Source organism: Psychrobacter pacificensis (genome assembly GCF_900101915.1).
In the GTDB taxonomy this organism is placed as follows: Bacteria; Pseudomonadota; Gammaproteobacteria; order Pseudomonadales; family Moraxellaceae; genus Psychrobacter; species Psychrobacter pacificensis.
Window position 1 is genome coordinate 1 of the sequence record NZ_FNAL01000020.1, and the last position, 16,794, is coordinate 16,794.

Genomic DNA, 16,794 nt, shown 5'->3' on the forward strand with positions numbered 1-16,794 from the left:
CCTGAACCAATTGTTGAGCCTGAACCAATTGTTGAGCCTGAACCAATTGTTGAGCCTGAACCAATTGTTGAGCCTGAACCAATTGTTGAGCCTGACGCAAATGATTCTCAGTTAGCAGTACCATCAGATGAAGATCCTCGTACTTTATTACGCTGCGCCCCTCAAGAGCTGACAGGGGAGTGGAACTCGGAAAAATGGGATTACTGGCTACAGACAGCTCGTGAGGCAGAAGTGTTGGCACAGGACGAGCTGGCACTTGCCCGTCAAGGTACGATGGTAGGTCAATGTAATGGCACAGCCACTTTTTTGACCAGTGTCGATAGTAGACATTTACAAGCGACTTTCCAGCAGTTAGCTGCTAAGCTGCAGCAACAGTTCACAAGTGCAGAGATTGATTTAAAAATTGATAGTAGTATTATGCAAAGCGATAACAAAACACCAGAGCGTCGCCAGCAAAAACGTTTGGAGCAAGCCAAAACGGTTGCTGAGATGAAGTTGCGACATACACCCGTCATGCAATATTTGACTGAGCGCGGTGAAGGAAAAATGGGTAAGGTACAGCTATATTAAGTTTCAAAAAAAGCTGTTATTAACATCATTTAAAAATATAGATATGTTTTAGCAATGGTTTTATATAAAATATCAAGGTGATATTGTGCTATCGCCTTGATATTTTTTTGTTTTTTTTGAATAAGCAATTTGCCTTCTTAAAAAATGAAAAATATTTAATAACGATAATATAAATTAAAATTCGTTATAATGGTTAAGTTATATTAAAAACTGAAATGAAGTTTAGGTGAGAATATGTTGGATAATTTACGCGGTATGGCTGTGTTCGCCAGTGTGGTCGGACACGGCTCTTTTAGTGGTTCTGCTCGCGAGCTTGGTATTACTACTAGTGCAGTCAGTCAGCAAATTCGTTCACTAGAGAATGAGCTTGGCGTTGTGCTATTGCATCGCTCGACTCGTAAGCTCAGCTTAACGGAAGCTGGTGAGAGCTTTTATGAGTCGGCAAAAGATGTGGTCAGCGCGGCTGAGCAAGGTCGAATCAAAGTTAATCAATTGCGTGATGAGCTAGCAGGTAGTCTACGGGTGTCGACGACGCCTGAGCTTGGCGTAAATCATATATTGCCAGCGCTTTCTACATGGATGGCTGCGCATGATGATCTGAGTGTCACTTATCTCGCAGACAATCATTATATCGATATGATTGATGAACGTATCGACATCGCGATTCGCATGAGTCCATCGATTAATGACTCGAGTCTAAGTAGCTATCCGCTCACCGATGTGCGCCAGTTACTCGTGGCTTCACCCCAATATCTGCGTCAGCATCCTAAGATTAATACACCAAAAGATTTGGCTGATCATCAATTAATTTGTATTGAAATCATGAAAGATGCCAATCAGATTGATATGATTCAGACAGAGACCAACAAAAAAACGCGTGTAAAAATGAACTCACGTATCTACACCAACAATGTCTTCATGGCGACAACCTTAGCTAAAGAAGGTCATGGCTTGGTGAGAATGATGGAAATGGACATCAAAAAAGAGCTTGAGAGTGGAGAGTTGGTAGAGGTATTGACTGGTTATCAGTTGCCGAGCTTTGTACTATATGCCGTTACCTTAAACCGCGACCAACAACCAGCTAAAATCACTCGTTGCCTAGAAGTACTGAAGAAATATTTTCATGCAAACTAAGTGTTATGCAGACTAAATATTGGTTGTTTCAATAATCGGTCAGCAAAAAGCCTATGGATAGAGTTGTCCATAGGCTTTTTTATTACATGCTACATATTCAAGCAAGCTTTAGAATGTTGGCTTTAATAAGTTGATCAATCGTTCAGCGACTTGTGTGCTTTCATCACGGCTCATATTGAGCGGTGGTAGCAAACGTACCACATGGCCACCTGTCACATTGATGATAAGTTTTTGCTCGTCACGGGCACGATCTACCAATTGGCTACAATCCATGTCTTCAGGTAGCGCAATACCAATCATCATACCGGCACCGCGGCTACTTACGCCGTGTTGTCCTAGTGCATTGACGAGACTTTCTCGGATAAACAATCCTTCCGTCACCGCATTCTCCATGATGTCGCTATTTGCAAGTACATCGTACACGCTATGTACCACGCGACTGGCTAATGGCGTACCACCGTAAGTAGAGCCATGACTCCCTGCACCAAATAATCCATTGGCACGCCCACGTACCATACAAGCGCCGACTGGAAATCCATTTCCCAAGCCTTTGGCAGTCGTCAATACATCAGGGCGCGCATTGCTATGCTGATAGGCAAAATATTTACCAGTACGACCATTGCCGGTTTGCACCTCATCAAGCATGAATAACCAGTTATAAGCATCACACTCTGCTTGTAGCTCTTCTAAATAGGTAAAGCCATTGGCCGCAGTATTAAGACCACCTTCACCTTGGATCGGCTCTACAAAAATGGCGCAGATGTCCTCATGGTCTAACGCCGCTTGCTTTATCGCGGCAATGTCACCAAATGGCACACGGATAAAGTCGTCATCTAGAGTATAAAACCCTTCGCGGGCTTTTGGGTTAGCAGTGGCCGATAGTGATAGTAATGTACGGCCGTGGAATGACTGCTCCATCACGATGACTTTTGGGCGTGCAAAGCCTTGTTGCGACGCATACAGGCGTGCAAGCTTTAGTGCCGCTTCATTTGCTTCAGCGCCACTATTGGCAAAAAACACACTATCCATTTGAGCTGACGTACATAGTTTCTCTCCTGCGCGCTCTTGCCAGTCGATACCGAACAGATTGCTGGTATGAACCAAGGTCGCTGCCTGCTGTTGAATAGCGTCGGTCACTTGTGGATGGCAATGTCCTAATCCACATACCGCGATACCAGTTAAGGCATCTAAGTATGGCGTATCGTCTTTTGTATAGAGCCAACTGCCTGCACCGCGGGTAAAGCTGATCGGTTGACGATTATAAGTGGGCATTAGGTAAGTAGCAGACATGTAAAACATCCTTGGTATAATAAATTGAGTAAAGAGGTAGGTTATAGCTCGTCAGAAAAAGGTGTGGTTTCTGCAGGTAACGTGTATTCTTCATTTGCCCAAGCACCTAAGTCGATCAGCTTACAGCGACCACTACAAAATGGCTTATATTTGTTGTCTTGCCAAGCAGTTTGAGTGCCACAACGTGGGCAAGGGTAGGTTTTGGGTGCAGTGTTGGTATTAGAGTCAGTCATAATAAAGGTGGGAGTATCCTTGATGTTATTAGTATCATTTGCGCACGATAGTTATTTATTATCATATAAATTGTGATGAATTGAGGAGTACTAGTTGTCGTTATATTACTATTCAATTAGATTGGCTATATAATAGCATGGGGCAGAATAATGACAAAAGACAAATGCTTTAAGGATAGTAGATGATAGACAATATCGAGTTCACACATCAGCAAGCGCGTGCCTTTCAACCACAACGACTCTCCGCACCGCGCGACTTTATGATTCCAAAAATCATCAGTGATAATAAAGACGAAAAGCCGTTAATCTTGGAGATTGGAGCAGGGAAGGGCAAGCATGCACTTAGCTTTGCCCTGCAAAATCCTGATAAGCATTTGATCGCCATTGAGCGCACACGCAATAAGTTTGATGCTTTCTCAAAGCTGGCTACACTGCAAGACCTATCGAACCTAGATGCGATCCATGCAGATGCGATTGCTTGGACGGTGCATGCGCTAAAACCCAATAGTGTGGCTAAAATATTTATTCTTTATCCCAATCCTGAACAGCATAATCCCAATCAGCAATGGCTAAATATGCCCTTTTTTGAGTTTCTACTATCTCGCTTGCAAGTAGGGGGAGAGATAATACTGGCCACCAATATTCAATCTTATATGGACAATGCAGAGCATCAAGCAGCTAAGCTTTGGTGCCTACCAAATAATCGCTACCGAGTGCCTGTCGACAGCCAGCGTACGCATTTTGAAGTGAAGTACCTAGCGCGGCAGGAGGTATGCTGGGAGTTAAGCATCCGTAAGCCAAAATGGTATAAAACCCGGTTTGATAATTGGCAAGCTTAATAATAGGCGAAAAATAGCCTAAGCAGAAAAATATAAATCAGAAAAGCCGTCACTAAAGGACGGCCAAAATTTCGCACTACTAAAAACTATAAATAAGGTTTGACCAAGGTATTAGGGTTGGTATGTGCGTCAAGCACTGTTAAAAAAGTATATGCACCAATAAATTTGCGGCTAATAAACATAAATTCTTTTGGAGGAAGGTTAAATTCAAAAGATTGCATCGCACGAGTAGCTTTAGTGGATAAGCGTGAATGCAATTTGCTATTGGCCCAAATATAGCGATTTTGCTCATCCAAACAATCTGTAGGGATGTCATCGTTTTTCTCAGGATCACTGAATGGCTCGGTAGCCAATAGGAACAATGAGGCAATATCAGAGCGTACTTTATCACTCATACTATCGAAGAAATCATAACCCGTCATCGCTAGAATCATCGCCTGATGGTTGTGGTGATATCCTGCCCTCAATAGTCCACGGGCAATCGTAAGCAAATTACTGTCAAATTGGCGAATAGCACCAAAATCTAGCAAAACAAGTTTATCCATATCATCTGTACTTTCACTAACTCGAACTAAATAGTTACCAAAATTAGGGTCCGTCTGCATTTCACCCCAGACAAAAATCTCTTGCATCATAATTTCGATGGCAGCTTGACCAATTGCACTGCGGCGCTCGTGAGGCAATAGCTGTAGTGCTTCAGACACGACAGTGATACCTGGCTCATATGACATACATAGCAGACGTTTTTTTGAGTAATTACGATTAATTTTAGGCACGATATAACGTGGATCATTGCTTAGACGATCGTAGAAACGCTCTGTTGTTGCTGCTTCTGCTTCATAATCGACTTCATGGTGGAGTAGGTCCCGTATTTCCTCAAACCAAGCATCGAGCGCGCGCGTTTGGGGGACGATGTTACTTACCTTTAGTAGTCGCTTAAATAGGGCGAGATCAGAGTTGATGGCATCGGCCACCCCCGGATACTGAATTTTCAACACGACTTGTTCACCAGTTGCTAATACTGTCGCCCGATGGACTTGGGCAAGAGAAGCCGTTCCAATAGGAACAGGGTCAACATCAAGCTCATTTAGTTTTTCACCCAATAGCTGGCGCAATGTTTGCTCAATTGTCGGCCAGGTAAGCGTCGCCGTATCATCATTGAGCGTTTGCAAGGCACGCGTAATCTCTGGTGGCAATATATGTTCACCATAGATGGCTAGCATTTGACCAATTTTGACAACTGAACCTTTCAATTTACCAAGCTCTGATGCCAGATAACTCGCTTGAGCTTCCATAAATGCTTGGTTACGTGCGGTCCGTGCTTCTTTATTCAAAAACATGCCAGACACACTATTACCCGCCCAACGACGACCAATATTTAAGGAGGTTTTAGCAATCGACATGCGGCGATCAAACCCTGAGGTTTTTAGACTATCGATTGATTGCTTATTGTTAGAAGGTTTAGACGTATCATTTGCCATAAATATAATCATTCATCCAGTTGGTATTGATTTGCGGGTTCGAGACCTACAATACAAGGGAGATGTGATGCACGGGTATAAAATTGTATCATATAAAGTGCATGGGTTTTATGAGCGCACACAGGCTGTTGATAGTTACTTTGTAAGTCAAAATAATTGCGTGATATTTTACCGATTTAATGTTGAGAGTTGTGCTCATGTTTGGTCTATCGTTAAGCCGCTATCTCATTTTTTATGAGCATTTCATCAAAAATAGACCTAAAAATGACTGTCAAAAAATAAGACCTAGCATGCATGATGCTAGGTCAAATAATGTATAGCGTATCAGTCATATTTGCTTAATCAGACATATGGAGTGAAAAACTCACGTTATCTGACAAGGATTAACTCATCAAGCATTTTCACGAGCAATGGCATGATGCCCGATATCACGGCGATATTGCGCACCATCAAAGCTAATCGCAGCAGTGACTGCTAGTGCTGCTTGCTGAGCTTCAGAAATATTATTTGCTAAAGCAGTCACGCACAATACACGACCACCGTTAGTCACAACTTCGTTCTCATTGTCATTCGAGAATGCCGTACCAGCATGAAATACTTTAACAGCATTATCGTTCGTAGTGTCCAGCTCTGGCAAGCCAGCAATCACATCGCCTTTCGATGATGTTTCAGGATAGCCTTTCGATGCAACTACGATACCTAGAGCAGGGCGGTTGTCCCATTTGGCTTCGCTAGGCAGTTGACCTGCCAACCCTTGTGCAACCAAGTCTACCATTGATGACTGCAGGCGCATCAAAATAGGCTGCGTCTCTGGATCACCAAATCGGCAATTGAATTCAATGACATAAGGATCGCCTGCTTTATCAATCATAAGACCAGCATATAAAAATCCAGTATAAGGGTGTCCTGCGTCTTTCATCGCATCGACGACTGGCTGAATGACTTGTGACATCACTTTGTCATGAACGTCTTTGGTCACGACTGGCGCAGGTGAATAAGCACCCATACCGCCAGTGTTGGGACCCGTATCCCCTTCAAAAGCACGTTTGTGATCTTGGCTGGTCGCCATTGGCAAGATATTGTCACCATCAATCATGCAAATAAAGCTGGCTTCTTCACCTTGCAAGAACTGCTCGATGACCACACGACTACCAGCATCACCGAATTTGTTGTCCGCTAGCATATCGTCAATCGCTTCATGCGCTTGCTCAATAGTCTCAGCAACAATGACGCCTTTACCAGCAGCAAGCCCGTCAGCTTTGATAACAATAGGCGCGCCTTGCTCATCAACGTAAGCTTTGGCAGCAGTAGCGTCTGTAAATCCTTGATAAGCAGCCGTTGGAATATTGTTTTGTTCCATGAATTCTTTAGCAAAGGTTTTCGAACCTTCTAATTGAGCGCAGTAGGCTGTTGGACCCCATGCTTTGATACCAGCATCACGGCACGCATCAACGATACCAGTGACCAAAGGTGCTTCTGGTCCGACGATGACCATGTCAATATCATTGTTTTGGCAAAATTCGATAACAGCGCTGTGCTCACTGGCATCAGTAGACGTTAAGACAACGTTTTGGCATTTAGGTTCAAGGGCCGTGCCAGCATTACCAGGAGCGATATAGACATTTTCGACATTGTCATCTTTTGCACACTGCCATGCCAGCGCGTGTTCACGACCACCTGAACCAATCACCAAAATATTCATCATACCTCTTGCCCTTAGCATTAAAGTTAATAATGAGCTATTCGTACGCTCGTAGATATATCGGCATATTCTAACAAAAAAACAGTATTGATTACTATGAGTATCCACTTGCCAGCACCTAATCTCGAATGCTAATGCTAATGCTAATGCTAATGCTAATGCTATGGCATTGAACATCATTGTCTCATTAGCAAAGGTTATCGACATGTCGTTGATTCATGAAATGATGTTGTACGCTTTAGCTCGCGCCGCAGGTGCGTTAAACTTCACTATATTGATGGCATTAAATCCTGATGGCTACATATTCATAAAAATAAGAGTAAAAAAGGAGAAAGTCTTTAGACGTCATAATAAAAGAATAAGTCGCGTGACTGGATATATTGCCATTGCATCACAAGTTATAGTCGAACCACTATTAAAGTGTTACAGCGTTAGACTCGTTTAGCCTACTACCGTAGTACTTGCACTCGTCTGCCTTATACCACTTTTAATATTGATTGACTATATAAAGCCCTATATGCAATGACGGTAATTAACACAGATTGATAAACATAAATAGATAAACCAAACCTATAAAAAGGACGAAGGACAATGCCAAACTCCCTCAGTATCGCAAAAGAGCGCATTAGCCAGATAAGCGATATTGCTACCAGTTATGTCCAAAAAGACAAATCGCTATTTGATCATTTTATCCATAGCTACTATGAGCCGCTGCATGAAGAAACTGCAGAGGCGATCAGTAATGCTGATTTGGCGGGCATGGCGCTACATCACTTTACATTGCTCAAAGCCTATGATTGCAGCAAACCACAACTGGCAGTATTGAATCCCTTAGCAGAAGAGCAGCACTTTCATAGCTCGCACACGGTCATTCAGATCGTGGCATATGATAGACCATTTTTAGTCGATACGATCTTGATGAGCCTTGAAGCTGAAGGTATCGATGTGCATCGTACTTACAATATCATCGTAAGTGTTAAACGCGATGAGGACGGCCAGATTACTTATGTTGAAGGCGCACATGAAAGTGCCACTTCTCATATGTCGTTGATTCATTGTGAAATTGCTTATCAAGATAATGAAAGCTTGGAAGCATTACAACAAATGCTTATGTCTAAAATTGACACGCTTGATACCGTCGTTGGCGACTGGAAACAAATGCGTGCGCAGTTAAATGACATTAAAGCTGAACTGTCTAGCAAACCACTGCCAGAAGTGTTCTACTCACAACAAGAAATCCAAGCATTTTTAGATTGGATATTAGATGACCACTTTATCTTCTTAGGTTATCGCGAGTACCGTTTAGAAGGCGGTCACGAAAACGAAGTCACCGAACCTACTAATTTGGATTTATTTGCCATTGGTAATAGCGGTCTTGGTCTATTGCGCGGTTCAGAAGAAGACAAAATATCAGAAAGCTTCAATCAACTGCCTAAAGGGCTAAAACAATTATTAACTGAGCCGCGCGTGTTGATGCTGTCTAAATCAAGCCGTGTATCTCCGATACATCGCTCGGTATATATGGACTTTTTGGGTATCCATAAGTTCGATGATAATGGTAAATTGATTGGTGAGTATCGCTTTATCGGTTTGCTGACATCACAAGCGTATCAGCTTACCGTACAGCAAATACCGCTACTACGCGAAAAGGCCAACCAGATTATGGCCATGGCAGAATTGCCACGTGATGGTCATGCTCATCATAAATTGATGCATGTGATTAATACCTTGCCACGTGATGATCTGTTCCAAGCCAGCGTCGAAGAGCTGTACCCAATTGTCTCAGGTATTAGCCAATTACAAGACAAAAAGAGCTTACGCTTATTTAGCCGTATCGACCATTACCAACGTTTTGTCTCGTGCTTAGTTTATATTCCACGTGATAAGTTCAACACTGAGCTACGCATCAAAGTACAAAACGTTCTAAAAGATGCTTATAACGGTCTGTCTTCAGGTTTTACCACTGAATTCAATGAATCTGCGCACGCCCGCGTCCATGTCCATGTGCGCACAGTGCCAGGTCAAGTGAATGACGTTAATATCGCGACACTTGAAGCCAAATTGTCAGCACTTATGCAGTCATGGGATGATAATTATCAAAAAATGCTACTCGATAATGTGGGTGAGCAACAAGCCAACGCTTTGACTCGTCGCTTTTTAGACTATATTCCTGCTGCGTACCAAGAGCGTTTTGATGCTCGTACCGCAGTCGAAGATACGAAGCGTCTGGCGGGACTGACCGCAGAAAACCCAATGATTTGGCATTTATACCACTCGACAGGCGATGCACGTAACCAACTTCACCTAAAGCTATACGGTCGCGAGCAGCCTGTTATCCTATCAAAAGTGCTACCAATACTTGAAAACTTTGGTGTATCGGTTATCTCAGCACAAACTTATGAGTTTGATTTGCCAGAGCAGCCTATCTGGATGCAAGAGTACGAGCTGACGCTAGAGCATGTCGATACGGTCAATATGCAAGTCGTGCGTGGTCAGTTCGAAGACAGCCTCAAGCAAATTTGGGCAGGCCGTGTTGAGAGCGATTCGTTCAATGAGTTGGTACTAACGACCAAGCTCGACACTTACGATGTCGTCGTATTACGTGCGCTGTCTCGCTATATGCTACAAGCTCGTGCGCCATTCTCTAGCGCCTATATCCAACAAACTGTCGTTAAAAACAGTGATATCAGTGTGGCATTGGGCAGCTTGTTTGATGCGCGCATGAACCCTGAATATAGTGATGAGACGCGCCAAGAAAAAACAACGAAAATTCAAGAGAAAATCACCGCTGCGTTAGCAGATGTCGATAGCCTAGACGAAGATCGTATCTTGCGCTGGTACTTAGATTTGATCAATGCCATGGTTCGTACCAACTTCTATCAAGTAGATAGCGACGGTCAACGCAAAGATCGTTTGTCGTTTAAGTTCTTGGCAGCAGACATTCCAAATCTGCCCAAGCCAAAGCCCATGTTCGAGATATTTGTCTATTCACCGCGCGTTGAAGCGGTGCATCTACGTGGTGGCAAAGTCGCCCGTGGTGGTTTGCGCTGGTCAGATCGTATGGAAGATTTCCGTACCGAAGTGCTTGGCCTCGTCAAAGCACAGATGGTCAAAAATGCCGTCATCGTCCCTGTTGGCTCTAAGGGCGGCTTTATTGTCAAAACCAAAAGCATGGCTGATGGCCGTGAAGCGTTCCAAGCAGAAGGCATTGCCTGCTATCAGACATTCCTACGCGGTATGCTCGATGTGACTGACAATATCGTTGATGGCAACATCGTCCCGCCAGCCAACACAGTACGTCATGATGAAGATGATCCGTACTTGGTTGTCGCAGCGGACAAAGGCACAGCGACTTTCTCTGATATCGCCAATGCGCTCGCAGCAGAGTACAACTTCTGGCTGGATGATGCCTTTGCTTCAGGTGGTTCAGTAGGTTATGACCATAAAGCAATGGGTATTACAGCGCGCGGTGGTTGGGAGTCGGTCAAACGTCACTTCCGTATGCGCGGTATGGATATCCAAAACCGTGATGACTTTACCGTGGTCGGTATTGGTGACATGAGTGGGGATGTATTCGGTAATGGTATGCTGCTCTCAACGCATACTAAGCTCGTTGCTGCCTTTAACCACCTGCATATCTTTATTGATCCTAATCCAGACACGGCGGCCTCATACGCGGAACGCGCACGCTTGTTTGAGCTACCGCGCTCATCATGGGCAGATTATAACGACTCCTTAATCAGTCAAGGTGGTGGGATATTCTCACGCCAAGACAAGACTATCGCTATCAGTCCTGAGATGAAATCGCTCTTTGATATCAGTGCAGACAGCCTTGCACCGAACGATTTGATCAGTGCGTTATTACGTGCGCCTGTCGATCTCATCTGGAATGGTGGTATCGGTACTTATGTCAAAAGTGCAAATGAGACGCATGCCGATGTTGGCGATCGTGCCAATGATTCGCTACGTATCGATGGTAATGAGCTGCGCGCAGCCGTCGTTGGTGAAGGTGGTAACTTAGGTCTAACCCAGCAAGGTCGTATCGAATACGCTCAAACGGGCGGACGCATATATACAGATGCCATCGATAATTCAGGCGGTGTAAACTGCTCGGATCATGAAGTCAATATCAAAATCTTACTTGGCAAAGTGGTCGAGCAAGGCGATATGACGCTGAAGCAGCGTAATGAATTGCTTGAGAGTATGACTGACACCGTAGCAGAATTGGTACTACGTCAGAACTACTTGCAACCACAAGCCATTGAACTGAGTCATATTCGCGCCGCAGCCAATCTAAGCGATCATCATCGCTTCATCCAAATGTTAGAGAGTGAAGGGCGCCTGGATCGTGCGATTGAGTATCTACCATCAAACGAAGAGATTACGAAGCGTCAAAAAGCAGATACTGGTCTGACCAACCCTGAGCTCGCAGTCGTCTTGGCTTATGGCAAAATGTGGGTCTATGACAGTCTGTTATCATCTGATTTACCAGATGATCCGTACTTCATTAACGAGCTACGTAAGTACTTCCCAGATGAGCTTGCGTCACGCTTTTTTGATGAGATGACTGAGCACCGCTTGCATCGTGAAATCATCAGCACTTACTTGACCAACAGTGTGGTCAACCGCTTAGGTATTGAAGCGCTATTCCGTCTGTTTGAGGAAACCGATCAATCACTAGCGACTATCGTGCGTGGTTATGCGATTAGCCGTGATGTATTCAACGTATCGCGCGCTTGGCAAGCATTAGAAGCACTAGATAACCAAGTTGAAGCAACACTACTGCTGAACCTTGAGCTGCGTCTGCGTGATGCACTAGAGCATGGCGTGGTCTGGTTTATCAATGCCTTTGGTCAGGACTTACAAGTCGCTGATATGATTGGCCGATTTAGCGACAGTGTGGAAAAACTGACCAAATCTGGCGGGTTTATTGAGCAGCAATTTGCCGAGTATTTGCAAGAAGATGCCACAAGCTTGATGCAAGAGGATTTGGCCGAAAATGATGCGACGATGTTTGCGATGTTGCCATATCACGTGGATGCGCTAGATGCAGCATTGCTCGCTGAGCAATATGATCGCCCTGTCGATGAAATCGCCACATTGTACTTTGAAGCGTATCATGTCTTGCAGCTCGATTGGATGATGGATAATATCGCCACCTTACCACAGCAAGACTATTGGGATCGCCGCGCGCGTCATGCGTTAGTCAATGAGCTGTCACGCAGCTTGCGTATGCTGATGGACGCGATACTCTCAAAACCAGATGCCAAGCAAGCCTTTAGTGAATGGAAAGCAAGACACGTCGATCAGCTTGCAGCAGTCACGACAGAGATGAATAAGTTAGATGAGCTGCATAGCAACGATGAAGAAGGTCAAATTGGTCTGTCAACGCTGTCAGTATTGATGAGTGAGCTGAGTGGTTTAGTCACTAAATAATCAGTTACTCATTAAGAAATAGATATCTGTAAGTTCAAAAAAACCACCGTTCTTAATGTTCGGTGGTTCTTTATTGTCTAAACAAAATCGTTTAATCGAAAGTAGAGTAGAAAGTAGCAAACTGAATAGCTTAAATTACGAGGCTTTTTCACTGACAACTTTGTGACATCCTTGACCACTAATTCGGCTAAAGCCGCCTGAGAGTTTTTCGACCTTGATTTGGGTTAAGATACGATCTTTTAGGGCTTGTACGTGGGAGATAACCCCAATCAGCTTGCCTTCTTGTTGTAAGCTGGTCAAAGTATCGAGTGCGATATCAAGTGAGTCTTCATCAAGCGTACCAAAACCTTCATCTAAAAATAACGAATCGACACGGATATTATGACTGGCCATTTGCGACAGCCCAAGTGCCAGTGCTAGGCTGATGATAAAGCCTTCGCCGCCGGAGAGGTTTTTGGTACTACGAATCTCGCCGCCTTGGTAGTTGTCAATGACATTCAGCTCAAGCGGGTTGCTGTCATCGTGAATCAGCAAATAACGGTCACTCATTTTTTGCAATTGCGTATTGGCATGGCCAATCATGACTTCAAACGTTAGGCCTTGGGCAAAGGTACGATACTTTTTGCCATCAGCCGAGCCAATTAACATATGCAGCTGCTGCCATACTTGTAGCTTTTGTCTTTGCTCATCAATAGCGATCAGCTGCGCCGCTTGTGTATTTTTTTGCTGCTCGTTGTCTTTAAGCTTTTGATCAATGGCACCAATTTTTTGATTTAACTCGTCGATGTCTGTTTGTATCTGCTGATATTGCTCAGCAAGGAGCTCTCGGCTTGCATTCGTCATAGGCGCAGCAAGACTTTGCGTCAGTGCTTGCTGCGTACTGTCCAGCTGCAGCTGAGCTTGATGCAGCGCAGTATCAATCGCTACTTTACGTCTATGTAGGGCGTCACGCTCCTCTTTGGGCAAGCGGGCTTTGACAAAAGCGGCTTCATTGACAAAATCGGACGCTGTGAGTAAGTCTGTAAAGATACTTTGCTGAGTGTTCAGTGTGGTCGTCGCCGATTGTAGCTCTGTTGCTAGCTGCTGCTCTCTACTCTTTAATTGTTCTAATGACTGTTGTACGGTATCTAGCTGCCTTTGCGCTACTCTTTGCTTATCTTTAGCAGCATCGACAGCATTGCGTAATTTATTTTCTTCATCATCTGTATCTTTATCTGCAAAAATCTCTGTTCTATCTTGTTTTGATTGTTCGATAGTCTTGACCTTATGAGCAATTAAGCGCTCTAGCTCGTTGAGCGTTGTTTCATCACTGTGCAGCTGTGCTTGCTTGGTTTCAATCTGCGCAGTCAGGCTACTTAAGGTGTTGGTCAGCTGCTGTTGGCTGTTTTTTTGCTCATTGAATTGTTGTTTTAACTGACTTAAAGCGCTGCGCTGTTGCCGCAGTTTTTCAATATGATGGTCACATTCTGCGCTGTCTATTACGGTTTGCTTATCAAAACTATGACCCAACTGCGTAAGTGCGTCAGATAAGTCTGCCGTATTGAGCGCTGTGGTTAAGTATGCTTTATGTTGGTCCATGGGATACTTATTTACCAGAGCTGAAATGGTGCTCAGCAGAGGCGTTAATTCTGAGAAATTAGCAGTGATCTTATCTTTTATCCCAACAATTTTTTGTGAGTTAAGCTTAATGTCAGTCGTGAGGTTACTGATGTTGAGACTCACTGCCTGTAGCTGCTTTTCATCGACTTCAATCGCAGTACTGAGCTGTGCAGCAGTTTCAGTTAAATTGTCATATTCGATTACTATGGTTTTAAGAGACTGTTTATGTTCAGTTAGATCGTGTTTGGCGGTATCTAATAAGGATAAGTTAGGCTCTAGGTTCGCAGTAGCCGCATCAATGTTATCGTTTATCTGCGTAAGTGGGTCGATAATTGCTGCGATTGCTTCAGAGTGATTGTTTTTAGCCTCAAATAGCGAGGAAAGGTAAGCCTGAACATCACTATGTAAGGTTTCGGCTTGCTGCTGTAGTGGCGCCAGTTGTTGCTGCTGGTTATTCAGCGTCTGTTTTTTGGTGGCATATTCGATATTGTGTTTTGATAAAGCTTGTTCAAGGTTATCAATAACGGTCTCTAGTTCCGCTATTTGCTGCTGTGTTTGTTGCGTCTTAGAGGGTTGGTGTTGGCTGGTATCCTGGTGACTGCGGTCTAATAATGGATGATGCTTACCATAAGGATGCTCAGTGGCGCCGCAAAGCGGACAGGGCGATCCATTTTCAAGCTCTGCTATGTAGTCTTCAAGCTTAGCGACCTTTTGTAGTAGATTCAGATGCTCTTGCTTCTCTTGCCGCTTGAGTTTGGCATCTTGAATGTCTGATCGATGATCAGCAATGAGTCCTTCTAAGGCCGTTAACTCTTCATTGAGCGTCGGTAGTGAACGTTTGGTATTTTCGATTTGGTGAGCAAGATCGGACAGCTGCTGTAACTTATAGCTGGCTTGTGCAATCTGAGTGTTGATTTGGTCGACTTGCTCTTGCTCATGACGCATACTCGCAAGCGACTGTTTTTCGATAAGTGCCGCTTGCTGCTGTTGTACGCTGGCAAGTTGCTCGCGTTTCTTGGTTATTAATAAACGATCTGAATCTTGTTGCTTAGACAGCTTATCGAAATCAGCTTGTAGCTGACCGGCTCGATGGTCATACGCAAGTTTATCCGTAGTCAAGCCGACATTATCTGTTAGCAGCGTCTTTAATCGGCCACAGCTGCTATCAAAGGTCGCCATGTCTGTATCGAGGTCGTTTAGCTCTTTATAATCATCAAAATACTTTTCTAGACTGCCAAGCTGAGTCTTCGTCTCTTGCTCTGTTTGGCTGTGTCTGGCTATTTCTTGATGTAATCGTTTCGTATTATTGACTAAGTCGGCTTTACGTTGCTTGTCATTTGCCAAAGAGTGAAGTTGCTGTTTTATCTCAGCATCCAATTCGCGTGTTTTTGAAATAACAGGCAGAGTAGTTTGCAGATTATCTGTTGCTTGTTTTTCAATGGTAGTGATATCGTTTAAATGGGTCGTAACTTGTGCAAGCACTGCTTGCTGAGATGGAGTATTACTGAGTAACTGATGTTGTTCACTGCTAAGCCGATTGACCGTCTCTCGGCTATAGCCAAGCTTATGAAACTGGCTGTCAATCTCTAAAGCTTTACTGGCTAGCTCCAAGCGCTTGGCCTCTGGAGTAAATTCTATCTGTGCATGCTGCGCTGCGGAAAAATCTTTTTGATAACTCGCAAGGCTCTGCTGTAGCTGCTCAACCTGCTCCAGCCACTGCAGCTGCTCACTTACGGTTTTAAAGCGTTGGCGCTGCTTACTTTGTTGCTGGTTAAGCGTCTCAAGCTCTGCTGCCAGTCGTTTTTCATCCTCAGGACTCAGTAAAGATAGGCTGTCCACGCCTGCCTGTAGTTTGCCAAGCGCTTCTTTTTCAGTACGGTGTCTTTCATGGACATTGAGCGATATTTTGGCATAGATGGCAGTGCCGGTGATTTTTTCCAGTATAGCTGCTCTATCACCAATATCCGACTTCAAAAATGCGGCAAAACTGCCTTGAGCCAGCATGATGGAGCGGGTGAACTGATTAAAATCCATACCGATAAGGTCTTGGATATAGGCGGATGTCTTGGACTTTTTTTCTTCTAAAATCTTGCCAGTTTTAACCTCACTGATCTCATGTCTAATCGGTAATAAGTTACCCTTGGCTTTTTTATGCGCGCGGTGCTGGTACCAGTAGCATTGATAACGTGTAGAGTCGATCTCGATGATGACTTCTGCTGAGCATTCACCCGTACCTTGGGTCATGATCTCGTTAGTTGAGCCGGTAATATCGCCCAATCGTGGTGTTTGGCTATAGAGTGCTAAACAAATCGCATCTAAGATGGTGGTCTTGCCAGCGCCTGTTTGCCCAGTAATGGCAAAGATGCCTTCATTCAAAAAAGCAGGATCACTAAAGTCAATGTGCCATTCGCCTTTTAGGGAGTTGAGATTTTTTAGTCGCAGTTCAATCAGTCGCATGAGCAGGTCTTATTTTTAGATAGGTCTATAGAGTGGTTATCAAAGTAGTTGAC

The 16,794-nt window shown here is 44.1% G+C and carries 9 protein-coding genes; 3 read left to right on the forward strand and 6 right to left on the reverse strand.

Annotated features, from left to right (window positions below):
• A partial coding sequence (locus tag BLR43_RS14060) for a hypothetical protein (RefSeq protein WP_201637757.1) occupies nucleotides 1-83 on the reverse strand: 83 nt, incomplete at its 3' end.
• Nucleotides 84-804: 721 nt separating this feature from the next.
• Here BLR43_RS14060 and BLR43_RS10755 point away from each other — a divergent pair.
• Nucleotides 805-1,704 carry a LysR family transcriptional regulator gene (locus BLR43_RS10755; RefSeq protein ID WP_071001594.1) on the forward strand — a complete coding sequence of 300 codons (900 nt, stop codon included), beginning with the start codon at nucleotides 805-807 and terminating at the stop codon, nucleotides 1,702-1,704.
• 108 nt (nucleotides 1,705-1,812) lie between these two features.
• Here the strand turns inward: BLR43_RS10755 and BLR43_RS10760 are convergent, their stop codons facing one another.
• Both BLR43_RS10760 and BLR43_RS10765 read right to left on the reverse strand, forming a co-directional pair.
• Nucleotides 1,813-2,994, reverse strand: coding sequence for an aspartate aminotransferase family protein (locus tag BLR43_RS10760; RefSeq protein WP_093071001.1), 1,182 nt, complete (start codon nucleotides 2,992-2,994; stop codon nucleotides 1,813-1,815).
• A gap of 41 nt (nucleotides 2,995-3,035) precedes the next feature.
• Nucleotides 3,036-3,227 carry a DNA gyrase inhibitor YacG gene (locus BLR43_RS10765; RefSeq protein WP_093071003.1) on the reverse strand — a complete coding sequence of 64 codons (192 nt, stop codon included), beginning with the start codon at nucleotides 3,225-3,227 and terminating at the stop codon, nucleotides 3,036-3,038.
• 182 nt (nucleotides 3,228-3,409) lie between these two features.
• On the opposite strand from BLR43_RS10765, the gene BLR43_RS10770 reads away from it, so the two are divergent.
• The gene (locus tag BLR43_RS10770; protein WP_093071005.1) at nucleotides 3,410-4,066 is read left to right on the forward strand and encodes a class I SAM-dependent methyltransferase; all 657 of its coding nucleotides are present in this window, start codon (nucleotides 3,410-3,412) and stop codon (nucleotides 4,064-4,066) included.
• 86 nt (nucleotides 4,067-4,152) lie between these two features.
• Here the strand turns inward: BLR43_RS10770 and BLR43_RS10775 are convergent, their stop codons facing one another.
• Nucleotides 4,153-5,547 carry an ABC1 kinase family protein gene (locus BLR43_RS10775; protein WP_093071007.1) on the reverse strand — a complete coding sequence of 465 codons (1,395 nt, stop codon included), beginning with the start codon at nucleotides 5,545-5,547 and terminating at the stop codon, nucleotides 4,153-4,155.
• Between the two features lie 391 nt (nucleotides 5,548-5,938).
• Complete coding sequence (purD, locus tag BLR43_RS10780) at nucleotides 5,939-7,249, reverse strand: phosphoribosylamine--glycine ligase (RefSeq protein ID WP_093071009.1); 1,311 nt, start codon at nucleotides 7,247-7,249, stop codon at nucleotides 5,939-5,941.
• 591 nt (nucleotides 7,250-7,840) lie between these two features.
• Here purD and BLR43_RS10790 point away from each other — a divergent pair.
• Nucleotides 7,841-12,685: an NAD-glutamate dehydrogenase gene (locus BLR43_RS10790; RefSeq protein WP_093071012.1), complete on the forward strand. Its 4,845-nt coding sequence runs from the start codon at nucleotides 7,841-7,843 to the stop codon at nucleotides 12,683-12,685.
• 135 nt (nucleotides 12,686-12,820) lie between these two features.
• Here the strand turns inward: BLR43_RS10790 and BLR43_RS10795 are convergent, their stop codons facing one another.
• The gene (locus BLR43_RS10795; RefSeq protein WP_093071014.1) at nucleotides 12,821-16,741 is read right to left on the reverse strand and encodes an AAA family ATPase; all 3,921 of its coding nucleotides are present in this window, start codon (nucleotides 16,739-16,741) and stop codon (nucleotides 12,821-12,823) included.
• Nucleotides 16,742-16,794 lie beyond the last annotated feature (53 nt).